General features: G+C 58.1%; 22 protein-coding genes and 1 tRNA gene. 10 read left to right on the top strand and 13 right to left on the bottom strand.

The window, feature by feature from the left end; translation table 11 throughout:
- The first annotated feature begins 581 nt into the window (after positions 1–581).
- Positions 582–1151 (top strand): recombinase family protein, encoded by a 570-nt coding sequence (locus ACORLH_RS01575; RefSeq protein WP_321830868.1) that lies wholly within the window; start codon positions 582–584, stop codon positions 1149–1151.
- A gap of 390 nt (positions 1152–1541) precedes the next feature.
- Here ACORLH_RS01575 and ACORLH_RS01570 read toward each other — a convergent pair whose 3' ends face one another.
- From ACORLH_RS01570 to ACORLH_RS01550, 5 genes are all read right to left on the bottom strand, one after another.
- On the bottom strand, positions 1542–3473 hold the full coding sequence (locus ACORLH_RS01570) for an ATP-dependent nuclease (protein ID WP_321830867.1): 1932 nt from the start codon (positions 3471–3473) through the stop codon (positions 1542–1544).
- Positions 3474–4847: 1374 nt separating this feature from the next.
- Entirely contained in the window at positions 4848–5027 is a 180-nt protein-coding gene (locus ACORLH_RS01565) for a hypothetical protein (RefSeq protein WP_321830864.1), read from the bottom strand.
- Positions 5028–5744: 717 nt separating this feature from the next.
- Positions 5745–5820, bottom strand: a tRNA-Trp gene (locus tag ACORLH_RS01560).
- A gap of 147 nt (positions 5821–5967) precedes the next feature.
- Positions 5968–7182: a hypothetical protein gene (locus tag ACORLH_RS01555; protein WP_321830862.1), complete on the bottom strand. Its 1215-nt coding sequence runs from the start codon at positions 7180–7182 to the stop codon at positions 5968–5970.
- Between the two features lie 115 nt (positions 7183–7297).
- Positions 7298–7678 carry an MAPEG family protein gene (locus tag ACORLH_RS01550; protein WP_321830860.1) on the bottom strand — a complete coding sequence of 127 codons (381 nt, stop codon included), beginning with the start codon at positions 7676–7678 and terminating at the stop codon, positions 7298–7300.
- A 98-nt stretch (positions 7679–7776) separates the two neighbouring features.
- Here ACORLH_RS01550 and ACORLH_RS01545 point away from each other — a divergent pair, with 98 nt between their 5' ends.
- Positions 7777–8562, top strand: coding sequence for a helix-turn-helix domain-containing protein (locus tag ACORLH_RS01545; protein ID WP_321830859.1), 786 nt, complete (start codon positions 7777–7779; stop codon positions 8560–8562).
- A 322-nt stretch (positions 8563–8884) separates the two neighbouring features.
- On the opposite strand, the gene ACORLH_RS01540 is transcribed toward ACORLH_RS01545, so the two are convergent.
- The 6 genes from ACORLH_RS01540 to ACORLH_RS01515 form a co-directional block, all read right to left on the bottom strand.
- The gene (locus ACORLH_RS01540) at positions 8885–10849 is read right to left on the bottom strand and encodes a bifunctional 2',3'-cyclic-nucleotide 2'-phosphodiesterase/3'-nucleotidase (RefSeq protein WP_321830858.1); all 1965 of its coding nucleotides are present in this window, start codon (positions 10847–10849) and stop codon (positions 8885–8887) included.
- Positions 10850–10943: 94 nt separating this feature from the next.
- A complete protein-coding gene (locus ACORLH_RS01535; RefSeq protein ID WP_321830856.1) occupies positions 10944–11762 on the bottom strand; it encodes a tetratricopeptide repeat protein in 819 nt (272 codons plus the stop codon).
- Complete coding sequence (locus ACORLH_RS01530; RefSeq protein ID WP_321830855.1) at positions 11759–12241, bottom strand: tetratricopeptide repeat protein; 483 nt, start codon at positions 12239–12241, stop codon at positions 11759–11761. The genes ACORLH_RS01535 and ACORLH_RS01530 overlap by 4 nt, the downstream gene beginning before the upstream one ends.
- 94 nt (positions 12242–12335) lie before the next feature.
- Positions 12336–12770, bottom strand: coding sequence for a hypothetical protein (locus ACORLH_RS01525; RefSeq protein ID WP_321830853.1), 435 nt, complete (start codon positions 12768–12770; stop codon positions 12336–12338).
- A 344-nt stretch (positions 12771–13114) separates the two neighbouring features.
- Positions 13115–14290, bottom strand: a complete 1176-nt coding sequence (gene tuf, locus ACORLH_RS01520) for an elongation factor Tu (RefSeq protein ID WP_321829834.1) — start codon at positions 14288–14290, stop codon at positions 13115–13117.
- A 78-nt stretch (positions 14291–14368) separates the two neighbouring features.
- Positions 14369–15070, bottom strand: a complete 702-nt coding sequence (locus ACORLH_RS01515) for a hypothetical protein (protein ID WP_321830851.1) — start codon at positions 15068–15070, stop codon at positions 14369–14371.
- 153 nt (positions 15071–15223) lie between these two features.
- Here ACORLH_RS01515 and ACORLH_RS01510 point away from each other — a divergent pair, with 153 nt between their 5' ends.
- Positions 15224–16606, top strand: coding sequence for a cytochrome P450 (locus ACORLH_RS01510; protein WP_321830850.1), 1383 nt, complete (start codon positions 15224–15226; stop codon positions 16604–16606).
- Positions 16607–16745: 139 nt separating this feature from the next.
- Here the strand turns inward: ACORLH_RS01510 and ACORLH_RS01505 are convergent, their stop codons facing one another.
- Positions 16746–19091 (bottom strand): DNA topoisomerase IV subunit A, encoded by a 2346-nt coding sequence (locus ACORLH_RS01505; RefSeq protein WP_321830849.1) that lies wholly within the window; start codon positions 19089–19091, stop codon positions 16746–16748.
- Positions 19092–19293: 202 nt separating this feature from the next.
- Here ACORLH_RS01505 and ACORLH_RS01500 point away from each other — a divergent pair, with 202 nt between their 5' ends.
- The 5 genes from ACORLH_RS01500 (at position 19294) to ACORLH_RS01480 (ending at position 22596) form a co-directional block, all read left to right on the top strand.
- Positions 19294–20043: an SH3 domain-containing protein gene (locus ACORLH_RS01500; protein WP_321830847.1), complete on the top strand. Its 750-nt coding sequence runs from the start codon at positions 19294–19296 to the stop codon at positions 20041–20043.
- A 53-nt stretch (positions 20044–20096) separates the two neighbouring features.
- Positions 20097–20930 carry an SDR family NAD(P)-dependent oxidoreductase gene (locus ACORLH_RS01495; protein WP_321830846.1) on the top strand — a complete coding sequence of 278 codons (834 nt, stop codon included), beginning with the start codon at positions 20097–20099 and terminating at the stop codon, positions 20928–20930.
- 98 nt (positions 20931–21028) lie between these two features.
- Positions 21029–21232: a twin transmembrane helix small protein gene (locus tag ACORLH_RS01490; protein WP_058245303.1), complete on the top strand. Its 204-nt coding sequence runs from the start codon at positions 21029–21031 to the stop codon at positions 21230–21232.
- Position 21233: 1 nt separating this feature from the next.
- Positions 21234–21806: a cob(I)yrinic acid a,c-diamide adenosyltransferase gene (locus ACORLH_RS01485; RefSeq protein WP_321830845.1), complete on the top strand. Its 573-nt coding sequence runs from the start codon at positions 21234–21236 to the stop codon at positions 21804–21806.
- A 73-nt stretch (positions 21807–21879) separates the two neighbouring features.
- Positions 21880–22596, top strand: a complete 717-nt coding sequence (locus ACORLH_RS01480; RefSeq protein WP_321830844.1) for an abortive infection family protein — start codon at positions 21880–21882, stop codon at positions 22594–22596.
- On the opposite strand, the gene ACORLH_RS01475 is transcribed toward ACORLH_RS01480, so the two are convergent.
- Entirely contained in the window at positions 22593–22961 is a 369-nt protein-coding gene (locus ACORLH_RS01475) for an STAS/SEC14 domain-containing protein (RefSeq protein ID WP_321830843.1), read from the bottom strand. The genes ACORLH_RS01480 and ACORLH_RS01475 overlap by 4 nt on opposite strands.
- A 369-nt stretch (positions 22962–23330) precedes the next feature.
- Between ACORLH_RS01475 and ACORLH_RS01470 the strand changes: the two genes are divergently transcribed.
- Together ACORLH_RS01470 and ACORLH_RS01465 are read left to right on the top strand one after the other, a co-directional pair.
- Positions 23331–24089: an electron transfer flavoprotein subunit beta/FixA family protein gene (locus ACORLH_RS01470; RefSeq protein WP_058245306.1), complete on the top strand. Its 759-nt coding sequence runs from the start codon at positions 23331–23333 to the stop codon at positions 24087–24089.
- Positions 24089–25018: an electron transfer flavoprotein subunit alpha/FixB family protein gene (locus ACORLH_RS01465; protein WP_321830842.1), complete on the top strand. Its 930-nt coding sequence runs from the start codon at positions 24089–24091 to the stop codon at positions 25016–25018. Before ACORLH_RS01470 ends, ACORLH_RS01465 begins: the two co-directional genes overlap by 1 nt.
- The last annotated feature ends 204 nt before the right edge of the window (positions 25019–25222 follow it).

Here is a 25222-nt window from a genome sequence, read left to right as displayed (position 1 = left end):
CCTCTGGGGCGCTTCAGCCGGTAGGAAGACGGGGCCCCTCAGCTGGGCGCTTGAGGCCCAAACAACCCTTCAGTTCTCGCCCTAGCGTCGCTGTCGAAGAAACAATAGGCGAAAGTTGTCAGAAGAAGTCTCACCTCCCAAGCAGCCAACGAAGGGAACGTAACACCGGCCAACCTCTAAAAGACAAAAACAGGGGCACGCGTTCCGCTCCCCCAGATGGACGCCTCAACACTCCAAGTGAGTGGGGGTCTACATCTGGGAGAGGCCTCTCTGTTTCTTCGTCATCGTCTTCGCCAAGGACTGTTATCCGTATACGGGGAGTTATTCCGTCCCCATTCCGAACTCTCTGAGACCAAGTGGTGACACACAGAAGACCTCAGAGGCCTAAATGGGGAGAGTACCTACCTGATGTGGGAGGAGGCCTACTGCGGATGTCGCTTCACCTCGAATGAAGGTCCATTGTCCTCACTAGACCGTGGCCCTGTGAGACAGCCCAGCGCCTGAGTCAAAGTGACTCATACACGTCCCAATCAGCCTGTGAGACACATTCCTCACAAACACTAAGAGCCATGTGGGACACCATGAAGATCGGATACGCCAGAACCTCGACCGTTGATCAATGCGCTGGGCTTGAGGCGCAGATCAGAGACCTCAAAGCCGCCGGATGTGAGCGGATCTTCGAAGAGCAGGTCTCCTCAGTGGACCTAAGACAGCGTGAAAGGCTGGAGGAGGCCCTGAGCTACGTCAGGGAGGGTGACACGCTGGTTGTCACCAAGCTGGACCGTCTGGCGCGCTCTATGGCCCACCTGATGGACGTCAGACAGGCTCTGGAGGCCAAGGGTGTGGCCCTGTCGGTCCTTGACCTGAACCTCGACACATCCACTGCCACAGGGAAACTGATGATCAACCTGCTTGGGAGTGTCGCTGAGTTTGAGCGGTCCATCATGCTTGAGCGGCAACGGGAGGGCATCGCCAAGGCCAAGGCGCTGGGCAAGTACAAAGGCCGCGCCCCGACGGCCCGCGCCAAAGCTGCTGAGGTGGTTGCACTCAAGGCCGAGGGTGTGTCCCCCACAGAGATCGCGCGGCGGTTAGAGATCGGACGAGCGTCGGTCTATCGGATACTGAATGCGGCTCAGGAAGAATCTGGTTAGGCGGCGCGCACAGAGCCGTATCTGCGTCACACAACGCCTCCGCCCTTTCCCCCATTCCCAGCATGAATGACATTGATGTCACTGTATAGCTTGCTCACACCACCCAAAAACGCCCCCGTGCGGTCAAGCAGGATAGAAGGGGGCATGGGGGGAGAACTCAGATCGCAACCTAGTAATAGGTCTCCGCTAATCGGCGACATGATTTTTGAAACTGGTCTGTGGGTGACGTTCCCTTGAAGCATCCGGTCCATCCGTCAACTTGGGTCGCCTAGCTGTTCCATGCCCGCCGGTTGTGTCTGAAAATGTGACAGGCAAATGAGACCAGCCCGACACTACTGAACGTGACTGAAGCATTTGGGGCTGGGGGACGTCTGAAACCGGGCAAGCTCATTACCCAACACCATCTTCGGGCTGGTCAGGCCCATCAACTATTTCTGGCCGCTCCTCTCCTTCTGGAAACAAATAGTCGACAATCTCGGTGATTAGAGTTCCCAAGAACGGCATACGGGCGCGGAAATCGTCATCTGACTTATTCGCATAGTGCCTAGCCATCGGCCCTTTGCCCTCCTGATCGAATTCTTTCTTTACAAAAATTGCCCAGTCCTCGTGTAGGTGCGCATCCAACGTGGTCTCGGCATTAACTATCTGATTATTAAGCTCGGTCGAAATCACCCCTATAAGATTCCTAGCCTTGAGATGCCCGCGACCACTGGCCCACTCCCACGCCTCGCGGTCATATAGGCACTCAAGAACTACAGGCACCCGGAACCCAGCTCGCAGAACTGGATGCAGATGCGGCGGCGTCGGCAGCTTGAAACACTTCGCTGACCTAATATTATCAGGGACAGCATTCCAGTCCTTGAGCGCGTCCTTTGCCTCTGGGTCGAGGTCCAGCAATCCTGCTGCCTTCGGCAACTCTCGATGGTGTTTGGCGCGACTGCGCCATGATTGAAGCATGTCGATCACATAATTGATGCCAGCCCCGACTTTGGTCTCCACATCTATCTCCGCAGCCTTTTCAGTCGCAAACACGCGCAGAGCCTTCTCTAGGATGAGTTTGTCTGAATCGCCCTCTACAAAGATTTTTCGACGGTTGGCTTGGCCAAGACGTTCCACCTCAGCACGGGCCTTCTCCTGGCGTCTTACCCTATCTTCCAGCTTCGTCACCAGAGGTGCGAATAGCGCCGTGGTCCCCATCCGATCATCAAGGTCCCCGAGTTCAGTGAGCTGCTTGGTGCCTTCGTCATCCACCTCTCGGAAGATGTGGTGACAGGATATTCTGTTCTCGCCCTTCTCCTGCTTACGGTGCAAGTTATAGAAAACTGGAGAATGTGTGGTCAGGAATATTTGGGAGACACCGTGGTCAACGAAACCCCAAAACTGATCCGCGAGTTCAACGCAACTTGATAGTTCTAGATTGTTTTCAGGCTCTTCGTATCCCCAGATGAACGTGTGCGGCTGAGCCCCTCGCACCTGTAGGCTACGCTTCTTATCTGCCATGAATTTAAGGATCAGCGGGATATGTCTGGCTTTGATCCCATCGCCCCGTGCGTCAAGCGAAATATCCTGACTTTCGCTTAGGAAATCGAGGCTCTCGAAAATGTGGCTTAGGTCCTTGGGCAATGCCAAGCGAGACCTGAAGCCCAGGGATGCCGTAATCTGGTTCGTCAGGTCTTCCAACTGGCGGGATATCGAGTGTTCGAAGTCTCGACTTGAATTTCGGAACTCTCGGTCGGCCACCTCGGCAATGATGTCGTAGATGCTGGCCCGGAGCTCCGAGAAGTATTCTAGGTCCTTAATTGCGGGGACATAGACGAAATTGATGTTCCGTAGCAGCGCATGAGCGTTGGATTGGCTGGGGATCTCCACCGTTTCGACATTGGCCCCACCACGTGGGCCAGCTACGCGCCGCCGCCCAGAATATTCGTCATGAACTAACCCCTGAGATCGCCATCGGCGCTCCCAAACAACGAAGTCACCGTTCGTAGCCCGATATGACTCGGGCATCTTGAATTCTAGCTTGATAGATATTTCCTTGGCGCGCCGGTTCGGGTGGTTGAACACGTTGTGATCGACCTCGAAGTCGAGATATTCGTCTGGCATGGTCCGGCCATTGAAGAATAGGTTTAGTGCTCTGAGGACGTTCGACTTGCCTGAGTCGTTCTTGCCTACCAGAACGGCCAGCTTACCCGGATTAAATGACAGGTTCCGCACTGAGCGGAAATTCCGAATGTTGATGTTGGTTATATGTAGGCTCATAAATAATTCTATTTCACGTTGATTGGCCTCATGTAGATTGGTCAAAAGATAGATTGCGCGCAAGCCTGAGTTGTTCTCGCAGCCAGTCCAGACAATACATGAGCGATGGAATACATGTGCGACGTCAACTAGAATTCGCGGTATCGACTCCGCTCACCGCACAGAGCTTCGTTGGGTTTGATGCGCTGCAACTGGGCTTGTTGCTAAGACTAAGCGACTATTGTGGTGGCCTTGACCACCATAACATTTGACCCCCGTGACTTTACAAAGCCCACCACCTACGCAAGGCGGCTATCCGGCTTCGCGCTAAACTCCCGAATGCAGCCCAAGACCTGAATGATCTACAAAGGCATCGTATACAGGACACGCAGAAGGTGCCGCACACGGAAAAACGTATGGTGATAACGTGTGGTGATCGCGAAAATCACTCGCACATAACGTAATGTTTTTAAATGGAAAATCGCCAATGTGTGATGGTGGCGGAGACGAAGGGATTCTCTACAGGGCCGCGCCGAAAGCCTCTAGACCTATCGCTGCGTCGTTTTGACCGCAAAGCTGCAACGACCTTCAAATCAAGATGCACTAGACAGTGCCTTCGACAAACAGTCTGATAGGCGTCATTGATCGGCAGCTTCCGCCCAGAAAACTGCCGCTTTGACTTGTTTCTAGGCGTTTCCGAAACGCCCTCGATCAACTTAGCTCAAGCATAAACATCAGCCCCTGTCGCCCTAACAATATCAACCTGGAGTTTCAGGCTGAAGGGGTATGGGGGACATGTCAGTTTCTTTATCCGGCTAGGAAGCCGCACAGATCGCTCTACAAATTTTCGAACTGAGGTTTCAGACTGAGGGAGCGGAAGGCGCATGAATTGCACGAATGCTCAGCGCTTGAAAATTACCGGGAGTTGGCGGGCAGTCTTTCACGACTGCCCACCACCGACCACCCAATGCGCGAACAGTTGGGGATACCTAACCAACGACGTTTCAACTCGAATGTTTAATTCTCTCACTGGATTAATATCGATACCCCCAACGAGCCTCTTCTGAGGAAGGCAACATATAGCGGATCAATGAAGAGCCTGAGGTCAGAAACAACCCCGCGCCTTCAACACAACCAGTTCTCATATTTTAACGAATGGTTTTGGCGGCGACTATCGGGATTCCTTGAACGCCAAACTGATCCATAACATGCGTTACTCGCGCCTTTCGGTCCCCGACTTCGATCACTTCTCCCGGCGTAGGAACAGGGCGTTTGATGAGCAATTCGATTCGTTCCCCATTGGGTTCGAAGATCATCAGTTTTATCACGAAGGAAGGCCCCTGTACCGAAAGTAAAACGCGGTCGTTTACAGATAGTGTAGTGCCCCCCAAATGCAACCATAGAAGCGCGCGATCGCTTCAACTTCCAACACACCCATTCGGTTCTGTTGGAACCGCATCATGCTGCTTGGATGTCGATCTCATCACCGTTTAATCGTGCGACAAGTTGAGCGAAGCGGGCGAATTCAAACGCATCCACACCTTTCCGAAAAGAACATCGGACACCATCCACAGTCACGATGTGAGTTCCGTCTGAGTTAGTGCCGACCACAATTTTTTTACGACTAGGTACAGTCATGCGACACCCCCATGTCGTTCAGAATTCTTCTACACCCCATCATAATGTGTGGTGATGTTGCCAACTACCGACACGCTAAGGTCTGTTTATCATGAACAAACCTCCACCGGATGATGATGTCGGAGATGAAGGTTTTCTCTACAGGACCGCGCCGAAAATCTCTAGACCTATCGCTGCGTCGTTTTTGACCACAAAGCTGCAACGAACTACAAATCAAGATGCTCTAGACAGGCCTTCGACAAACAGCTTGATGGGCGTCATTGATCGGGAGCTTCCGCCCAGAAAACTGCGCCTTCGGCTTGTTTCTAGGCGTTGCTGGGACGCCCCCCGATCAATTTATCTCAAGCATATCATCAGAACCTTTCGCCCGTCCAACATCCGCTTGGAGTTTCAGACCGAAGGGGTACGGGGGCAAACAAATGCTTGGGGAAGCAGATGTCTACGCACAGAAACTCACCGCATGTTTTTTGCAGACTCGCGCGTCGGCGTTTCTTCCTCACCCAAAGTTGCGCAAAACTGGTTTTCACGGCTTTGATTTGGTCTGTCAGAAACAGACAAACTAACTCGCGATGAACAAATGGTGGCGAAGCGAGTCTCCGAACCTCAAAACGGCGCTCAGTATTGAAGTAACATATACAGTAAAGTGTAACGCCCACATGTAACGCCAAACGGCAGAACATCGCGGCAAGCACTTGATTTTGATGGAAAAATTTAAAATGGCAGGGGCACCAGGGCTCGAACCCGGGACCTACGGTTTTGGAGACCGTCGCTCTACCAACTGAGCTATACCCCTACGGTGAGCGATTGAGTATGCCAGCGCGGGCCGGAGATCAAGGGGATTTTTCACCAGATCGAAAGGAAAACCCGCGGGGTAAGTAGTGCCCCGCGGGTTCGGTTCTTATCGGGGCGGTTTTGCCGCCTATTGGGGCGAATGCAGCCGCTATTTTGCTGGACGCAGCCGGTCAAAAGGATCCACGGCCTGTGGCTTGCGGCTAAACAACCGCGCAAGGCCCTGCCCCAGCATCCGCTGCAGTGTGAAGATGCCGATCCACATCAGAATCACTGGTGACATCATGACGGCCACGAACATGGCACCGGGCACAAATTCCGACAGGATCCCCAAGCCAAACAGCACGGCAATGACCAGATAGATCAGCTTCTTCGGGGCCAGGGCTGCGCCCGGTTTGGGCTGCGCACTGGCATATTGAAAGCCCTGATAGGCCTCTGAGCGGCTGCGCGGCGGGGTGATATGCGGCTGAGTGACCTCTGCCTGCTGCGGCGCCTGCATTTCAGGGCGCAGTTCGGGGCGCACCTCAGACTGCTGTGGCTGTTGGCGACGGCGCGCAGTACGGCGGCCCAGTTTTGCATCCGGGGTGGCAATGGGGGAGTTTGCAAAAGGATCCGCTGCGGCGCCTTCCACCGGGGTGGTTTTCGCCAGCTTGCGACGACGCAGCACCAGCTTGATCAAGCCAAAGACCGCAATGGCTGCCGCGATCTGCCAGCCGATCAGCCGCACATCTTCCGGGGTGTTGGCGCGGGTCAGCCCGGCCTCCCGTCCCTGCCAGAACGGATTGAGGAAGATAAATTCTGGCCCGGCCTTTACGCCCAGTTCTTCCATCGATCCATAGGCCAGTTTGGAAAACCCATCCGTGCGCGACGCCTTGCCGTTGATGCTGAGGCCCAGCGGTAGGCTGCGCAGCGCGCTGTGTTCCGGCATCACGTCACCCACTGCCAGCTCAGACAGGTTGAACGCCGAAAGCTGCCACAGAAGATCGGCGTAGGCCTCTTCCTCCGCCGGGGTCATGATGATGGCGGCGCGGACCGTTTTGGTGTCAGCACCGTCCTGCGGGCCATACATCAGGTACATGAAGCGGCGGGATTTGGTGACACCATTGGTCTTTTTCACCAGCTCATAAGACTGTTCGAAGTTGACCCAACCGCTGACATTCACTTCGCCAACATCACTGCGGTCGGCGTCGCGGTCAAAACTGTTCAGATCCACCAGCGGCGGCGCCGGCTGGGCCAACGCGGCGGTATAACGCTGCTGCAGGTCCTGTTCCTCTTTGTAGAAGAACTCCGTAGCCCCGACGACAAGGGCTGCCAAAATCAGAAAGCCCCACCAGGCCATGCGAAGAAGGGCGATAATCGCGTTCATGACTTAATTCCTACTGCTCAATAAAATTGAGGGTAGGTTGGCAGGCTGACGTGGCGGAAATGGGGCGGGCGTGGGGCGCCCGCCTGACGGTTCAGAGAACGGGTCAAAGCAGGGTTCAGATCAGGGCAACGCCCATGATCAGCATGCCGACCCAGCCGACCGTGAACATTGCCGAGCGCCAGAAAAACACCCCGCGCAGGTACAGTGGCAGGTAAAACAGGCGGGCCAGAACAAAGATCATCGCGCCCGTGCTGGCCAGCGCCATATCCGCACCCGGCACCACAAAGGCCAGGATCCCCAGCGCCATGAACGGGGCATAGTTTTCCTCAAAATTGCGGCTGGCGCGGTTGGCGCGGCCGTGCAGGGCGTTGACCTCGGGATCCTCATCGCGGGTGCCAAGATAGCCGCCGATCCCAATGCCTGAGATCAGAAAGAGCGACGGCAGATACGCCGTCAGCAGGTACAAAACGGTGCCAAGTAGCAGCCAGGTGAGCATGGTCATCTCCTCGTGATTTGCCTTTGACACAGGGCTATGGCAGCCAAGGAATTGGCTCAATTCCCTTGCAGGGAATAACACTGCGGCAGGAGGAACAGATGAACACTTTTGGCACAGCGCTTAAAAACATGCGGGCCGAATTGGGCCTGTCGCAGCTGGATCTGGCGGCGGAGATTGGCACCACCCAGCGTCATGTCTCCTTCCTTGAGACCGGGCGGTCACAGCCCAGCGGGGACTTTGTGGGCAGGTTGGCCACCGGGCTGGAGCTGTCGCTGACCCAGCGGGCGGCGCTGTTTGATGCGGTGGCCTGGCGCAACCCCTACCGGCGGGCGGATTTCGATGCCGATCAGGTTAAGGCGGTTCTGGACATGCTGGAAACCCGCGCCCTCAGACACTGGCCATTTCCCGGCTACGTGATGGATCACAACTGGACGATCCTGCGCGCCAATGCGCCCGGCTGGGCGATGCTGGAAGGTTTCGGCGGTGGCGCCGCGGGCGGGAATCACGCACTGTCAATGTATGAGGTGTTCCTGTCGGATGCCTTTTTCACCCGGGTGCAGAACTGGGAGGAGATCGCCATGGTGTTTTACTTCCGCATGCAGGCGGCAGCGGCGCGCTCCATCTCGGTGGCAAAACTGTTTGAGCAGGCCCGTGCTGCCGGGCGTTTTGCCGGCGTCGCCGAACGGCTGACCGGCGGGGCCGAGGTGCCGCCCTATATTCCGGCGGTGCTGTCAGGGCCGGAAGGGGTGCAGCTGCAGATGTCGAGCCTTGTTGGGCAGCTGGCCTCCACCCATGAGGCGGCGATCGAGGGGCTGGAGGTGGAGCTGATGATCCCGGTGGATGAGGCCACAGAGGCCTGCCTGCTGGCCGCCTATGGGCGGTAGTGGCAAGGGCAAGCAGAGGATAAAAGGCGCGCATAATCGATGCCACGGGCATGATTTTGCCTTTGTACCTGCACCATCTATCCGCCCTTTGAAATCAACCCTTGTCGCACAAACGCCGAAGGATTTGCTCTCTCGCGAAGCAAAATTGCCCGGCATAGCCGGGCCAGCGCCCGAACCGCCCCCACGGTGCGGGCGCTACGCTTCGCCCCTCGGTTCGGTCGCTGCGGTTTCCCTCTTTGACCAAAGCTGTTTGGAGAAAATGTTGCCAAATGCAAAAAGGGCCGCCGGAATGGCAGCCCTTTTCTGAAAATTCGATCCCGCCTTACAGCGCGATTTTGAAGCGGGCGAAGCCGTCGGGGCCTTCGCCTGCCGGGGTGATCTCCATCCCTGAAACGCTGTCAGCGTAGCCTGCCGCCTTGGGGCCGGTGTCAAACAGCACCGAGGTGCCGGGCATCGGGGCAAAGCGCCAGTTGGCATCAGCGGAGGGGCTGATGGTGCCCTGTTCAACGATGTAGCGCACGATGACGTCACGGTTGGTGTCCGGCGCTTCCAGAATGATCGTGTCGCCCTTGGCGCCCGGGAAGCTGCCGCCGCCGCTGGCACGGTAGTTGTTGGTGGCGATGACGAACTTCTGATCCATATCCAACGGCTGGCCCTGATAGGTCAGGTTCACAATCCGGTTGGCGGAGGCATCCAGCAGGTTGCCCTTGGGATCAAACTTGGACGGCTGGCTGAGGTCGATCTGATATTCCACCCCGTCGATCACATCGAAGTTGTAGCTGGGGAAGGACGGGTTCAGCAGCACCTGATCGCCGCCACCGGGCGTGATCTGGTTGAAGATACCGGCGGAGCGTTCCAGCCAGTCTTTGACCTGCTGGCCGGTGACGAGAACCGCACGGGCGGTGTTGGGGTAGAGGTAAAGGTCAGCAACGTTTTTGATCGCCACATCCCCTGCGGCCACGTCGGTGTAATACTCCGGCCCGCCACGGCCCCCGGCCTTGAACGGCGCGGCGGCTGACAGGATCGGCAGACCCGCGTATTCCGAGCCTTTCAGCATTTCCTCAACATACCATTTCTGCGCGATCGAGACGATCTGCACCGAAGGGTCATCCGCCACGAGAGCAAAGTAGCTGTGCAGCGGCGCATCGGTTTTGCCTACTGCGCGGCGCACATAGGCCAGGGTCTCTTCGTGGTCTTTGCGCACCGAATTCAGCACGTTTTCATCGTCGCCGACCAGAGCGGTGATCGACCGGTCCTCATTGCGTTTCGAGATCGGGCGCGCCTCGGAGGCCGAGGTCACAACGCGCCATGCGCCGCCCTCTTGTTCCAGCATCAGGTCAATCACACCCAGATGGCTACCCCAGAATCCGCCCATTGCGGCGGGCTTGCCGTGGATGGTGCCTTTTTCGACGTCCACCGCGGCGTAGTCCTTGTAGGTGGGTGAGGGGAAGACAAGGTGGCTGTGGCCGGTCATCACCGCATCCACACCGTCGATCCCTGCCAGCGGCACCGAGGCGTTTTCCATCCCGTCAGTGGCATCGGCAGACCCGATCCCCGAGTGTGACAGAGCGATGATGATATCGGCACCGGCCTCTTTCATTTCCGGCACATAGGCTTCAGCACTGGCGACGATATCGCGGGCGACCACGTTGCCTTCCAGATGACGACGGTCCCAGTTCATGATCTGCGGCGGTGTGAAACCGATGATGCCGACCTTGATCATATGTTTGTTGCCGGCGCCGTCGGTGATTTCGCGATCCAACAGCGCGTAGGGTTTGAAAAGGGTTTCATCGTCGCGGATGTTGCCGGCCGCGTTTTTGGCAACGTTTGCCAGCACGATCGGGAACTTGGCGCCAGCGGCGGATTTCATCAGGAAGTCGAGGCCATAGTTGAATTCGTGGTTGCCCACCGTAGCCGCGTCATAACCAAGCGTGTTCATCGCGGTGATCACCGGATGGCTGTCGCCTTCTTTCATGCCGCGCTCATAGGCGATGTAATCGCCCATCGGGTTGCCCTGCAGGAAGTCGCCATTGTCCACCAGCATCGAGTTGGTTGCCTCAGCGCGGATGTCGCCCACAATCGAGGCAGCGCGGCTGAGGCCCACCGTGTCGCGCGGCTTGTCGGCATAGTAATCATAGGGGAAGACGTGAACGTGCAGGTCCGTTGTCTCCATGATGCGCAGATGCGCCTGATTCGTCGCCGCATGGGCCGAAAACGGATGCAGCGCGATCAGCCCGGCACCGGCAGACCCGCCCAGAAAACCACGGCGTGACAATTGGATAGGCATGGATTTATCCCCCTGAAAAGTGAATCGTTCATTCGAATTGATCGGAAGACGATAACAGGGAAATGACCAATCGGTAAAATTTCTACGTTGGCCCTTACCGATCTTTGCTGATTTCACGCACGTCTTTGGCCTCCTGCGTAAGGCCCAGCCCGATCAGATGCTCGACAAACCAATTGGTTCCACCGTCCGGAAGGTTCAAATTGTGAGCCTCGTCAAACAGTGCCATTGCCTGTTCCACTTCGCCAAGATGTGCCTGTGAAATGGCTTGATACAACACGCTCCATTCAGCGCGGGGCTGCAGCTCGGTAGCGCGACGGGCGGCCGCAAGCGAGGCGTAATAATCTTCACCGTAGATGAGGAAAAGTGACTTCAATTCCCAGTTTGAATAATCTTCCAGGTCCTTTGCAATGGCCTTCTCAACAGCGGCCATCGCCGCGTCAGCCTGACCATCATGCTGCAGTGCCCACGCCTGATAGTAGTAGCTGTAATCCGTACGAGAGACGTCGTCAGGCAGCGTTTCATATACTTCAATGGCAGCGCCCCCCAGCCCCATCTCCTCTAGGGCGAGGGCTTTGCTGACATAGCCGTCTTCCCAAGTGGGTTCTTGTTCAATCACGACAGACGCATCGCGCAGGGCCTGCATGTTACGCCCCAAACCCCGCAAGGCCTCAGCCCGTTGCAGCAAGGCCCAATTGTTGTCTTGCAAAGACAGCAGATGGTTTGCGGTGTCCAACGCCTGTTCGTATTGTTCGGCCGTGTTGTAGACAGAGGCCAAGTTGTTCAGCGCGAAAATGTAGTTGGGTGATAGCTTCAGGGCCTCCTCAAAGGCGGCTATCGCGTCATCAACCTGGTTGGACCGCATATAGACCCAACCCAACTCAGCCCAGGCCCAATCATATTCCGGATCGATCAAAGTTGCTTTTCCAACTCAGCAACTGCGGCTTCTACATTGTCCGGGCTCTGACGAAACAGCGCCGCCCCCAATCCAGCCTGGGCAGAGGCAGACAGTTCAAGCGCGATTGATTGGCGAAACTTCTCGATCGCCTCTGGAAACTGGTCCTGATTGTGGGCAACCCAGCCCAACCCCTCATAGGCGACAGGGCTGTTGGGATTAAGCGCCAAGGCTTCGGTGTAGGTGCGCAATGCGCCCTCATAATCGCTTTCCCAGGTTTGGGCATCTGCAAGCGAAAGCATCAACCGCAACCGATCGCCGTCAGACAGGCGCACGTCCTCCAAAGCCGCTTTGCACAGCTCAACCCTTTCCTTTGAACTATTGCCGCCTTCTAGGCAGGCCAGTTGATAGGTCAGCTCAGAGTTGTTCAGCCTGGGTTTGGCTGAAGCAGGTGTAAAGACATGGGCGGCCGCTAAGATAACGCAAATAATATAACGCATATGATCCTCGGAAATTACGGCACACAGTAACGATCACGCCTTTAAGTGGAACCCCAATTCTCAGGAAATCTGACGAACGCGCGATCAGACTTCCTTAGTCGGGATAGACCCCACCACCCACTGCCATGTCCGGTGTGCCAGTAAAGTCAGCGCGGAAGAAATCATGTTCTTTCAACATGTCCAGAAGCGCCGGATCTAAGGCTGCAATCTGCTCTTCGGTCTTCACCGGCGTCAGCTGCAGGCAGGCCAATTCGCGGCTGGCCGGCGTCCAGTCATATTCATCAACCAGATCCCCACGCCGAAGGGCCTGTTTCATCAGAACCGCATCCAGTTGGGCGTCCGCAGCTGCCAGATGTGCGCGGGCTATGGCTTTATCCGGGGCAATCACCGCTTCGAAGATCCGAAACACCTCACCGGACCGGGTGTTCTGCATGCGCCGCTCCGCCACCCACCAGAGTTGCCCGGGCAGGATGTCAGGAAGCGGGGTGCCCTTCGGAGGGCGGGAAAACAAACGTTTAAGGATATTCATCCCGGTCCTTTCACTGCCGCCGGCAGACTTGCGACGAGGAATTGCGTTTAGATCAAAGCGGCTCGGACGCAGCGCGTTCGGTCCTGGCCCGACCGTCTCGAAGGGTATAGGGCCGCAGTTAGGTATTACCTTCTGAACTAATAGTCGCGAAACCCACTTGCCAAATCTGTGATTTGGCAGCGCCCGAACCGCCCCCGTTTTGTCGGAGACAAACCTCTGGTTTGATGGGGCGGGCGCTTCGCCCCTGCGGTTCATGCACGGTACGGAATAGAAAGGTCGCCCCTACCTGCATGCAAAAAGGGCGCCCCGAGGGACGCCCTTTTCGTAATCAAACCGCCGAGTGATTACTCGATGATTTTCGAAACAACACCGGAACCAACGGTGCGGCCGCCTTCACGGATGGCGAAGCGCAGGCCTTCTTCCATCGCGATCGGGGCGATCAGCTCAGCCGACAGTTTCAGGTTGTCGCCAGGCATTACCATCTCGGTGCCCTCGGGCAGGATGCAGGTGCCGGTCACGTCGGTGGTCCGGAAGTAGAACTGCGGACGGTAGTTCGCGAAGAACGGGGTGTGACGGCCGCCTTCTTCCTTGGTCAGGATGTAGACCTCGGCTTCGAACTTGGTGTGCGGGTTCACCGAACCCGGGGCACACAGAACCTGGCCACGCTCAACCGAGTCACGGTCAACGCCACGCAGCAGTGCGCCGATGTTGTCGCCAGCTTCACCGCGGTCCAGCAACTTGCGGAACATTTCAACACCGGTACAGGTGGTTTTGGTGGTGTCTTTGATGCCAACGATTTCGATCTCGTCGCCAACATTGATCACGCCACGCTCAACACGGCCGGTTACAACGGTACCACGACCCGAGATCGAGAACACGTCTTCGATCGGCATCAGGAACGGCATGTCAACGGCACGCTCAGGCTGCGGGATGTACTCATCAACAGCTGCCATCAGCTCTTTGATTTTCTCTTCGCCGATTTCAGGCTTGTTGCCTTCCATCGCCGCCAGAGCCGAACCTGCGATGATCGGAATATCATCACCCGGGTAGTCGTACTCGGACAGCAGCTCGCGGACTTCCATTTCCACCAGCTCCAGCAGCTCTTCGTCGTCTACCTGGTCAACTTTGTTCAGGAAAACAACCATCTTCGGGATGCCAACCTGGCGGCCCAGCAGGATGTGCTCACGGGTCTGCGGCATCGGGCCGTCAGCTGCGTTCACAACCAGGATCGCGCCGTCCATCTGGGCAGCACCGGTGATCATGTTTTTCACGTAGTCAGCGTGACCGGGGCAGTCAACGTGCGCGTAGTGACGGTTCTCGGTCTCATACTCAACGTGTGCGGTCGAGATGGTGATGCCGCGGGCTTTCTCTTCAGGCGCGCCGTCGATCTGGTCGTATGCCTGGAAGTCACCGAAGTATTTGGTGATTGCTGCGGTCAGCGTGGTCTTGCCGTGGTCAACGTGGCCGATGGTGCCGATGTTAACGTGCGGTTTGGAACGCTCAAACTTTTCCTTTGCCATTCTAAAGGCGCCTCGTGTTTAGGGGGCCCTCGCCCCGATTGATCATCGCGGGCCGTTTATTGGGTTCGGAGAGGAAAATCAAGCGTCTGTTGCATCCTCAGTGGCCTCATCGGCCCCCTGTTGCGACGTTTCGGTCGCGGTTTCTTCCGCAGCTGCCGCCTCGGTGGCATTTTCTGCCTCTTGTTCAGGGGCTTCGCCCTCCACAGCAGCATCTGCTGCCGCCGCTTCCGCTGCGCCATCTTCTGGCACAAACCAGCCCTCTTCGGCATGTTGACGCTCAAGGTAGTTCTTGATCAGCCGGGCGGCGTTTTCGCTGAGATTCTTGATCTGCACCTCTTTGGATTGGGTCAGGCCGGATCCGATGAAGGTTTCCCCCGACATCCGTTCCAAAACGGTGATCTGCTTGGGCTCTGCGTTCATTTTGACACCCTTGGCATCATCCCAGACATCGAGGTTGAGGATCAGCACCGATTTCGGGGAGGCCACAACAGGCAGACCGGGCTGGGCCAGCACAAAACCCTGCACGGAGACGCCGAAGTGATAGAGGCGATCGCCTTCATAGCGGTCGAATCGGGTGCCGATGGCCTGCTTCAGGGCGGTGACCCATTCTTCCTGCTCAGCATCGCGCGACACTGGGCCTTTGACCATGTTGTTGGCCACCACAATGTTGTGACCAAAGGCGAAATCCCCCAGCGGTTCAGGTTTTTCTTCCAGATCTCCGGTGGACGAACAGGCCACCAATCCAAAAAGCGCCAGACCCGCCAGAATTCGCATCAGCATCCCAAACCTCTCCCTTGATCCTGCAGTGCCCTCTTTGTCGAAGGCTTCCCCTGCCATACCGCAGCCATTGCGCTCAGGCAAATTGCCTCACCCCGCGGGGATGGATTGCCGCGGCAAACGTTGCACATATATCCTGATAGAGGAGGAGCGAGGATGCCCTATATCCCAGAGATCACCGGCGCCCCCAGCCATGTTGCCCTGCCCGCCCATGTGCCCTTGGTGCGCGAACCCTGGGGCATGCTGAAATCCCTGCGTGCGGCGCGGCAGAACCTCTTGTCGATCATCCCTGAGGTGGCGACCCGCCAGCCGATGGTCAGCGGCAAAACCGGCCGGCGCTGGCATATGGTGATGGATCCCGATGCGATCCGCCGGGTGCTGCTGGAGCGGGTAGAGGACTATCCCAAATCCCTGGTCACCAAGAACCTGCTGCGGCCGGCCATTGGCGAATCGTTGTTCATTGCCGAAGGCGCTCATTGGCGCTGGCAGCGCCGGGCCGCCGCACCGGTGTTTTCGCACCGCAATGTCACAAACCTCACCCCGGTGATGAGCGCCGCAGCCGAGGCGGCCTGCACCCGTGTGGCGGACGCCGGTCCAAGGGCCGTCAACATGGCGGATGAAATGGTGCGTGCCACCTTTGATGTGATCAGTGATGTGACCTTTTCCGGCGATGAAGGCTTTGACCGCGCCGCCATTCACCGTGCGATTGACGCCTATATCGCCGAGGCGGGGAAAATCTCGCTCTTTGATATGCTGGGCCTGCCCGATTGGGTGCCGCGGCCGGGCCGGATGGTCTCAGGCCAAGCGCTGAAAGAGATGAAGCGGGTCGCTGATGCCTCCATCGAGGGGCGGCGGCAGGGCGGGCCGCGCGCGGTGCCGGATCTGCTGGACCTGCTGCTGGCCGGTGAAGACCCGGAAACCAAACGGCAGATGAACACCGGCGAATTGCGCGACAACCTGTTGACCTTCATCGTGGCGGGGCATGAAACCACTGCGCTGACATTGGGCTGGGCGCTTTACCTGATGGGGTTTGATCAGGCCGCCCAAGACAGGGCGCGGGCGGAGGCGCAGGCGGCTTTTGGTCGCGGGACCGCCACCGCGACGCATCTGGAGCAGCTGCCATTTCTGCGTCAAATCATCGAGGAAACCCTGCGACTTTACCCGCCAGCGGCGATCCTGTCGCGGACGGCACAGAAGGCGGATACGCTCGCCGGGCGTGACGTCTACCCGGGTGACACGGTGATGATCCCGATCTATGCGCTGCATCGCAATCAGCTGCTGTGGCAGGACCCGGATCAGTTCCGCCCTGAGCGGTTTGAGAACCGCAAAGCGATCCAGCGCTATGCCTACCTGCCCTTTGGCGACGGGCCACGGATCTGCATCGGCGCCTCCTTTGCGCTGCAAGAGGCGGTGATCATCCTTGCCACCTTGCTGGCGCGCTACCGGTTCACCCCGGTGCCCGGCCATACGCCGAAACCAGTGATGATCCTGACCCTGCGCCCTGAGGGCGGCGTCTGGCTGCAGGCAGAGGCTGTTTAGATCGCTGAGGTATATGGGGCGTTGCCCCCTTGGCCTGCGGCCAATTCCCCCAGAGTATTTGGGAAACAGTGAAAGCGATTTGGCAGTCCGCCGAAGGCGCCAAAAATAGAGCGGGCCCCGCGAGGGGCCCACATTTGGATCAGGTAAATTTCATATCGCGGGGGAAGCCATAAGGGGGCTTTTTGCCGACACCGGCGCGTTTGCCCAGCCATTCGGACATGTCCGGCTCATGGCGGGTTTTGCCGCCGCCCATTTCCCAGCTGAGGCCCTGTTCCCAGGTGAAGGTGGTGATGTCCGACAGGCCGCCGTCCAGTTCCAACGTGCCCTGCCGGCCGCGTGCCATATTGTATTTCTGCAGTCGCACCCCTTTGCCACGGGTCATTTCCGGCAGTTCTTCCACCGGGAAGACCAGGAATTTGCCGTTCTGGCTGACGATGGCAACATGATCGCCCGCGATGGGGCGGACCAGCTGGGCCTTCACGTCGTCTTTGACGTTCAGCACCTGTTTGCCGGTCCGGGTCTGGGCCAGGATCTCATCCTCGGGCACCATGAAACCATTGCCTTCGGTGGAGGCGACCAGCAGTTTCTGACCGGGGCGGTGAATGAAGAGATCGATGATCTCCGCCTCATTCGGGATATCCACCATCAGGCGCAGCGGTTCCCCCATGCCACGGCCACCCGGCAGGTTCGACGACTGCAGGGTGTAAAACCGCCCGTTGCTGGCAAAGACCAGCAGGCGATCGGTGGTTTCGGCGTGGAAGATGAAACGGGGGCCGTCGCCATCTTTGAACTTCAGCTCACGCTTCAGATCGATGTGGCCGGTCATGGCGCGGATCCAGCCCATCTGCGAGCAGACGATGGTGATCGGTTCGCGGTCGATCATCGCCTCCAGCGGCACCTCTTCGGCTTCCACGGCTTCGGCGAAATCGGACCGGCGTTTGCCCCCCTCGGAGCTGCGGCCAAACTGCTTGCGGGTCTCTTTCAACTCCTCGCTGATGCGGATCCATTGCAGGTCTTCACTGCCCAGAAGTTCCAACAGCCCGGCGCGTTCTTCCAGCAGGGCGTCGCGTTCGCGGGTCAGCTCGATCTCTTCCAGACGGCGCAGGGAGCGCAGGCGCATGTTGAGGATCGCTTCGGCCTGAACCTCGGTCAGCTCGCCGACGCCTTCGCCCGCCGGCAGCGGTGAGCGATAATCGCTTTCATCCGTGGCGCGCGGTTTCTTATCGGCCCAGTTTTCCGCCATCAGCGCCTGTTTCGGCGCGTCATCATAGCGAATGATGTCAATCACACGGTCGAGGTTGAGGAAGGCAATGATCAGGCCTTCGAGCACCTCAAGACGGTGATCGATCTTATCTAGACGGTGTTTCGAGCGCCGTTGCAGCACCTCACGACGGTGATCCAGGAAGGCGCGCAGCACCTCTTTGAGCGAGCAGACCTTGGGGGTGACCCCGTCGATCAGCACGTTCATGTTGAGCGAGAACTTGATCTCCAGATCCGAGTTGCGGAACATCAGGTTCATCAGCACCTGGGGATCCACATTTTTCGACTTCGGTTCCAGAATCAGGCGGATGTCATCGGCGGATTCGTCACGTACATCAGCCAGAATCGGGATTTTCTTGGTCTGGATCAGCTCCGCGATTTTTTCGATCAGCTTGGACTTCTGCACCTGGTAGGGGATCTCGGTGATCACGATCTGCCAGGTACCACGGCCCAGATCCTCAACCTCCCACTTACAGCGCAGGCGGAAGCTGCCGCGCCCGGTGGCATAGGCTTTGGCGATGCTTTCGCGCGGCTCCACAATCACGCCACCGGTGGGGAAATCCGGCCCCGGCACGTAGTTCAGCAGGGTTTCATCGCGGGCGTCGGGTGTCTTGATAAGGTGCAGACAGGCGCCGATCAGCTCTTCGATGTTATGGGGCGGAATATTCGTCGCCATGCCCACGGCGATCCCTGCGGCGCCATTGGCCAGAAGGTTCGGGAAGGCGGCGGGCAGAACCACAGGTTCGTTGAGCGTGCCATCGTAGTTTTCGCGGAAATCAACGGCGTTTTCGTTGAGGCCTTCCAACAGCGCCTCAGCCGCGGCGGTCATCCGCGCCTCAGTGTAACGCGAGGCAGCGGGGTTATCGCCGTCAATGTTGCCGAAGTTACCCTGACCGTCGACCAGCGGGTAGCGCACGTTGAAGTCCTGCGCCAGACGCGCCATGGCGTCATAAATCGCGGCGTCCCCGTGCGGGTGGTAGTTGCCCATCACGTCGCCTGAGATCTTAGCAGACTTCCTAAAGCCCCCGCTTGCCGAGAGTTTCAGCTCACGCATGGCGTAAAGGATTCGCCGATGCACCGGCTTCAGCCCGTCACGCGCGTCCGGAAGCGCCCGGTGCATAATCGTGCTGAGTGCATAGGTGAGATAGCGTTCGCCAATGGCCCGGCGCAGAGGCTCGGCCACTTCCAGCTGGTCCATATTGGGGTCGTCGGTCACGTCAGTCATAGATGCTGTGTAGCCGCGCAGGCTGACCCCGACAAGCCTTGCGCCGTTGAATTTGCCGCTTGCACACGCCGCCGTGCCAGATTCGCAGCACCCCACCACCTAGGGGGGAAGTTTATCAGCAGAGTCCCCATGAGGGGTAAGGATATGGTAAGATACTTGCATTGATATCATTTCCTTTTACTCCCCCCGAAGGAGGTGCGGCATGTCGCGCTTCGTTTTTCTATCTTTGATTTTTATGGCGCTGGCTTTTTATGAGTTGAGCGGCGGCGATAGTTTTGACCCCGAGGCTGAGGGCGCCTTGCGTCAGGCCGCACGTGGCGCGGATTCCGCACCACCAAACGCCGACCAGCCCACGCCTGAAGTGGCGCGTCAGACCGTCGACAACAGCCTGAGCGTTCCAGCAACTGACCGAGCAGTATCCGCCCCCAAACCCGTGCCACAGCGGGAGCGTTTCGCGCAGATGCCGCTGCCCCGGTTTGAGGTCGCGCGCCTGCCGCTGGTGCGGGCCACAGATGTGCCCGTGCAGGTTTCCGTGGCCAACCCGCAGCCATCTGCAGGGCCCGCCACCCTGACCGATGATGCGACCAGCGCCGATATCGTGGCAGCGATTGCAGCCGAGGTTGTGGCTGAGCGTCAGGCCGGCTTTGATCCCCAGCGCACGCAGGTGATTGACGCCGTGCCAGAGGTCGACCTGCGCCAAGTCATCGTCAGCCGCGCCAATATGCGCAACGGCCCCGGCACCCGGTACAATGTCCTGCTTAGCCTGCCCCGCGGCACCGCCGTGAAGGTTCTGCAAGATCCCAGCACCGGCTGGCTGAAGCTGCAGGTGCGTGACGGGGTGGCAGAGGCTGGGCGCATCGGCTGGATCTCGGCCAAGTTGCTCAGCGCCAAGGTCACGCCGCCGGAAACCGCGCCGCCCGCTGACAGCGCAGAGATTGCGTCAGCCAACTGAATGCCCTAGCCCTTTTGCCAGCAGTGCAAACAGGGAAGAGGCGCATCACGGCCATGGCACAAAAATCCATTTTGATCACCGGCTGCTCTTCGGGCATCGGCTATGACGCCGCGCATGGGCTAAAGGCCGAAGGCTGGCGTGTCTTTGCCGCCTGCCGTCAACAGAAAGACTGCGACCGGCTTGCGGCGGAAGGTCTGGAAACCGTGCAGCTGGATTACAGCGATGAGGCCTCAATTACTGCCGCCCTACAACATGTGCTGGATCAGACTGGTGGCACGCTGGATGCGCTGTTCAACAATGGGGCCTATGCCTGCCCCGGCGCCAATGAGGATCTGCCCCGCGGCGCCCTGCGAGAGATTTTTGAGGCCAATGTTTTTGGCTGGCACGATCTGACCCGGCAGGTGATCCCGGTGATGCGGGCGCAGGGGCATGGCCATATCGTCAACTGCTCTTCGGTGCTGGGGTTGGTGGTTGCGCCCTGGCGGTCGGCCTATAACAGCAGCAAATTTGCGCTTGAGGCGCTGACCGATACGCTGCGCATCGAAATGCGCGACACCGGCATCAAGGTAGTTTTGATCGAACCCGGCCCTGTCACCTCCAACATTCGCAAAAACGCCATTCCGCATTTTGAAAAGTGGATTGATTGGGAAAACTCACCGCGGGCGGATCAATACCGGGCGACGCTGAACAAGCGGCTGTATAAAGACAGCGACAAGAAAGACACCTTTGAGCTGCCGCCCTCTGCTGTAACCGCCAAGCTGCTGCGCGCATTGAACAGTGCCAATCCGCGGCCCCGCTATTATGTCACCACACCGACCTATATCATGGGCACATTGCGCCGCCTCCTGCCGACCCGGGCACTGGATTGGCTGCTGGCCAAGGGCTGACCTGCCCCTCCGTGCAACGATCCGCGACGAATTAGGGGCTTGCACGATGCGCCCGCACCTCTACATCAGGGAAAACCGAAAAAAGGGAATTGGGGATAATGGCTGACGATCCGCTGTTTTACGTTGTGGCCTTTGCCTGTCTGGGCGTGCTTGTGATCCTGATGTTTGGGATCGGCGGCTTTGCCAAAGGGGGCGAGTTTAACAAGAAATACGCCAACAAGCTGATGCGCTGGCGCATCGCGGCCCAGTTCATCGCCGTTGTGCTGATCCTTGGGTTTGTCTGGCTGCGCGGGGGCTTTTGATATGGTGGTCCTGAACAAGATCTACACCCGCACCGGCGACAAGGGTGACACCGCCCTTGGCAACGGCACCCGGGTGGCGAAACATTCGGCACGTGTGAACGCCTATGGCACCGTGGATGAGTTGAACGCGACGCTGGGCGTGGCACGGCTGCAGGCCGAGGGTGAGATGGACGCAGCGCTGGGTCGAATGCAGAACGATCTGTTCGATCTGGGCGCTGACATGTGTCGCCCCGATATGGATAAAGACGCCGACGCCGAATACCCGCCGCTGCGTGTCTCCGACGCACAGGTCGAACGGCTGGAAGCCGAGATTGATGCGATGAACAAGGACCTGAGCCCGCTGCGCAGTTTCATCCTGCCCGGTGGCACGGCCCTATCGGCCCATCTGCATGTCTGCCGCACCGTGGCACGCCGCGCAGAACGTCTGGCAGTGGAACTGGCCGCGGATGAGCTGGTGAACCCGGCAGCGATCAAATACCTCAACCGTCTGAGCGACTGGTTCTTTGTCGGCGCCCGTGTCGCCAATGACAACGGCGCCGATGATGTGCTCTGGGTGCCGGGCGCGAACCGGTAAATGGTGCTAGGGCAACGGTTTAATGTGGCACTCTAACGAAGAGCTTCCCCAAACACATTTAGAGCAGGCTCAAATGCTCGAGAGCATTGTGACTGCGCGCGCAACAGGCAGCGGGGCTCCGAACGATGAGATACTGTATCGGCGGCTGCGCAGTTCCATGCTCGAAGACCCAACGACCCAGAAGTTGCTACCCGCATTTATCCGGACATGCTGCACTCTGGATACATTTTGGCCGTGGATAAAGAAACAAGCGGACAACTACGCGGATCGCAGGCAGATAATTGCCTCAGAATTTACTCAGCTAGTGGAGTATCTTGAGGGTTCTCGCACCTCTCCAAGCGATACTCACAACTCAGGTGCCTTGCGTTCCTTCGATGCCGATGGCGTGCACCAAATTTGGGTGAAAGCGCTAGACCGTCGTATCGAAGATCCCGAAGGAGCCATTACTGTTGCCCGCACCCTTCTGGAAAGCGTCACAAAGCGTATTCTTGACGAACGATACGTTGGCTATTCCGAGAAGGATGACTTGCCAAAACTGTACCGAAAGACTGCAGATTGCCTCAATTTGACGCCAGCACAACACTCTGAGGAAGCGATAAAATCCATTTTGGGTGGCGCGATAACGTTGGTAAATGGCATTGGCACGCTGCGGAATAAGTGGTCCGATTCCCATGGAAGGGGAGGCCGAAATCCGGTTCGACCCACCCCGCGGCATGCCAAATTGGCGGTTAACACGGCCGGAGCGATCGCGACATTTTTGGTGGAAACACACCTAGAGAAGCCGAGTTAAACTTCCGCCAGCCAGGCCTCGGCCGCCTCTGCCTCATTCAGGTCAAAGGCTTTGATGTCGATGCTGCCAAACAGGTGGCCTTTGAATTCGGCCGCTGACTTCAGCCAGCCGGCATCTGTCAGCACAGCACAGCGGTCAAACTTGTTCAGCAGACCGAACATCGCGGGCAGGCGGGCGATTTCGACCCCGATCGCGCCAAAGCTGGGCATCGAGAAATCCGGGATCCGATAGAGCATCACACCGCCGGTGATATCCTCGGAAAAGGCAATCAGATCTTCCAATCCTTTGCGCATCTCCTCGGTCTCAATCTTACCATCCAGGGTCAGATCAACTCGGTTGGGGGCAGGTTTTGTTACTGTCAGCATTGCAGTCACTCCTTTCACCTCTGGATGACATAAGTAGCGGCCTCATGCCCTGATCAAGGTCAAACCACTGAAACTTTGACTGCGGGGATCCAAGTGATTCTCCGCAGGGCGGCAGAGCGGCCGTCAAACTGCCCTTAGGGCATGGATTCGTACCGATATTCGCACGCAGCATTCAGTTTCCCCCTTCCCCAAGGGAAGCTGCAAAATTTCAGCAACTTTTCTGTCGGAAAAAATGCGGAACGCGGCGTCCTTTGGCGCTAACGTGACGATTTTGCCCTGTTTTGCGTCCACGCAAGAATATAACAAAGGCACATAGCTTTTTCGGCGTTGCAGCAATTGTGGCGCCAAGCACTGAAGGGAGACCACGAAATGAAGGTACTCGTACCTGTCAAACGTGTGATCGACTATAACGTGAAAGTTCGCGTGAAAGCGGACGGCAGCGGTGTCGATCTCGCCAACGTCAAGATGTCAATGAACCCATTCGACGAGATTGCCGTCGAAGAGGCCATTCGCCTGAAAGAAGCAGGTAAAGCCGATGAGGTCGTTGTGGTCTCGATCGGTGTGAAGCAAAGCCAGGAAACCCTGCGCACTGCACTGGCCATGGGCGCCGACCGCGCCATCCTGGTAAACGCCGCTGACGATGTACATCAGGACATCGAACCGCTGGCCGTTGCCAAGATCCTGAAAGCCGTTGTCGACGAAGAGCAGCCTCAGCTGGTCATCGCCGGTAAACAGGCGATCGACAACGACATGAACGCGACCGGCCAGATGCTGGCAGCGCTGTTGGGCTGGGGTCAGGCGACCTTTGCGTCCGAAGTGGACGTGGATGGCGATGCTGCCACCGTGACCCGCGAAGTGGACGGCGGTCTGCAGACCATCAAGGTGAACCTGCCGGCGATCATCACCGCCGACCTGCGCCTGAACGAGCCGCGCTACGCCTCGCTGCCGAACATCATGAAAGCCAAGAAAAAGCCGCTGGATGAGAAAACCGCCGCCGACTATGGCGTCGACACCACCCCGCGTCTTGAGGTCGTGAAAACCGGTGAGCCGGCAGAACGTGCCGCAGGCATCATGGTTGGCTCGGTTGATGAGCTGGTTGCGAAACTGAAAGAAGCGGGGGCTGTATAATGGCTGTTCTTCTGATTGCTGAAGTTGCAAACGGCGCACTGGCCGTTGATGCCACCGCCAAAGCCCTGACCGCCGCCAAGGCCCTGGGTGATGTGACCGTTCTGTGCGCCAGCGCGGGCTGCAACGGCGCCGCCGAAGCCGCCGCCAAGCTGGATGGTGTGTCCAAAGTGCTCTGCGCGGATGACGCGGCCTATGGCAATGGTCTGGCCGAGCCGATTGGTGATCTGGTTGTGTCGCTGGCTGGCGATTATAGCCACATCGTTGCGCCCTCGACCGCGGCTGCGAAAAACCTGCTGCCGCGCGTGGCTGCCCTGCTGGACGTGATGGTCCTGTCGGACGTCACCGCCGTTGTGGACGCGGACACGTTTGAGCGCCCGATCTACGCAGGCAACGCGATCCAGACCGTCAAATCCTCGGATGCGACCAAGGTTCTGACCGTGCGGACTTCGACCTTTGACGCCGCTGGCGAAGGTGGTTCGGCCGCTGTCGAAACCATCGCTGCAGCAGGCAACCCCGGCCTGTCCGAATGGGTTGAAGACAAGGTTGCCGAAAGCGACCGTCCCGAGCTGACCTCGGCCGGTGTGGTTGTTTCCGGTGGTCGCGGTGTGGGGTCCGAAGAGGACTTCGCCCTGATCGAGAAACTGGCTGACAAGCTGGGCGCCGCCGTTGGCGCATCGCGTGCCGCAGTTGACTCGGGCTATGCCCCGAACGACTGGCAGGTGGGTCAGACCGGCAAGGTGGTTGCACCAGATCTCTACATCGCTGTGGGTATCTCGGGCGCGATCCAGCACCTGGCAGGTATGAAAGACTCGAAGATCATCGTTGCGATCAACAAAGACGAAGAAGCGCCGATCTTCCAGGTTGCTGACTTTGGTCTGGTCGCCGACCTCTTCGACGCTGTGCCTGAACTGACCGAGAAACTCGGTTAAGTCGCACGACTTGCGAACGTTCTGGCCTGATGCCGGAACGGAATAGAACCCGAAACGCCCCGCATCCTTATGCGGGGCGTTTTGTTTCAACACCTCACGTGATGGCGAATTTTCCTCACATACCAGTGATATGCGCTGTAACGCCGCAGCCCATTGCCTATTTGCGCTACACTCAAGGCGCGCTCTGCCGTTCCTGAGTACATG

It is taken from the genome of Thalassovita sp. (genome assembly GCF_963691685.1).
Lineage (GTDB): Bacteria > Pseudomonadota > Alphaproteobacteria > Rhodobacterales > Rhodobacteraceae > Thalassobius.
The sequence above is the reverse complement of the archived record's forward strand: the minus strand, read 5'-3'. Positions and strand labels throughout refer to the sequence as shown.

What these genes read in the sequence shown, in the direction of transcription:
- ACORLH_RS01575 (WP_321830868.1), top strand. Translation starts at nt 582, where the DNA reads ATGAAGATCGGATACGCCAGAACCTCGACCGTTGATCAATGCGCTGGG.
- ACORLH_RS01565 (WP_321830864.1), bottom strand. Translation starts at nt 5,027, where the DNA reads ATGACTGTACCTAGTCGTAAAAAAATTGTGGTCGGCACTAACTCAGAC.
- ACORLH_RS01555 (WP_321830862.1), bottom strand. Translation starts at nt 7,182, where the DNA reads ATGAACGCGATTATCGCCCTTCTTCGCATGGCCTGGTGGGGCTTTCTG.
- ACORLH_RS01550 (WP_321830860.1), bottom strand. Translation starts at nt 7,678, where the DNA reads ATGCTCACCTGGCTGCTACTTGGCACCGTTTTGTACCTGCTGACGGCG.
- ACORLH_RS01545 (WP_321830859.1), top strand. Translation starts at nt 7,777, where the DNA reads ATGAACACTTTTGGCACAGCGCTTAAAAACATGCGGGCCGAATTGGGC.
- ACORLH_RS01540 (WP_321830858.1), bottom strand. Translation starts at nt 10,849, where the DNA reads ATGCCTATCCAATTGTCACGCCGTGGTTTTCTGGGCGGGTCTGCCGGT.
- ACORLH_RS01530 (WP_321830855.1), bottom strand. Translation starts at nt 12,241, where the DNA reads ATGCGTTATATTATTTGCGTTATCTTAGCGGCCGCCCATGTCTTTACA.
- ACORLH_RS01525 (WP_321830853.1), bottom strand. Translation starts at nt 12,770, where the DNA reads ATGAATATCCTTAAACGTTTGTTTTCCCGCCCTCCGAAGGGCACCCCG.
- tuf (WP_321829834.1), bottom strand. Translation starts at nt 14,290, where the DNA reads ATGGCAAAGGAAAAGTTTGAGCGTTCCAAACCGCACGTTAACATCGGC.
- ACORLH_RS01515 (WP_321830851.1), bottom strand. Translation starts at nt 15,070, where the DNA reads ATGCTGATGCGAATTCTGGCGGGTCTGGCGCTTTTTGGATTGGTGGCC.
- ACORLH_RS01510 (WP_321830850.1), top strand. Translation starts at nt 15,224, where the DNA reads ATGCCCTATATCCCAGAGATCACCGGCGCCCCCAGCCATGTTGCCCTG.
- ACORLH_RS01505 (WP_321830849.1), bottom strand. Translation starts at nt 19,091, where the DNA reads ATGACTGACGTGACCGACGACCCCAATATGGACCAGCTGGAAGTGGCC.
- ACORLH_RS01500 (WP_321830847.1), top strand. Translation starts at nt 19,294, where the DNA reads ATGTCGCGCTTCGTTTTTCTATCTTTGATTTTTATGGCGCTGGCTTTT.
- ACORLH_RS01495 (WP_321830846.1), top strand. Translation starts at nt 20,097, where the DNA reads ATGGCACAAAAATCCATTTTGATCACCGGCTGCTCTTCGGGCATCGGC.
- ACORLH_RS01490 (WP_058245303.1), top strand. Translation starts at nt 21,029, where the DNA reads ATGGCTGACGATCCGCTGTTTTACGTTGTGGCCTTTGCCTGTCTGGGC.
- ACORLH_RS01485 (WP_321830845.1), top strand. Translation starts at nt 21,234, where the DNA reads ATGGTGGTCCTGAACAAGATCTACACCCGCACCGGCGACAAGGGTGAC.
- ACORLH_RS01480 (WP_321830844.1), top strand. Translation starts at nt 21,880, where the DNA reads ATGCTCGAGAGCATTGTGACTGCGCGCGCAACAGGCAGCGGGGCTCCG.
- ACORLH_RS01475 (WP_321830843.1), bottom strand. Translation starts at nt 22,961, where the DNA reads ATGCTGACAGTAACAAAACCTGCCCCCAACCGAGTTGATCTGACCCTG.
- ACORLH_RS01470 (WP_058245306.1), top strand. Translation starts at nt 23,331, where the DNA reads ATGAAGGTACTCGTACCTGTCAAACGTGTGATCGACTATAACGTGAAA.
- ACORLH_RS01465 (WP_321830842.1), top strand. Translation starts at nt 24,089, where the DNA reads ATGGCTGTTCTTCTGATTGCTGAAGTTGCAAACGGCGCACTGGCCGTT.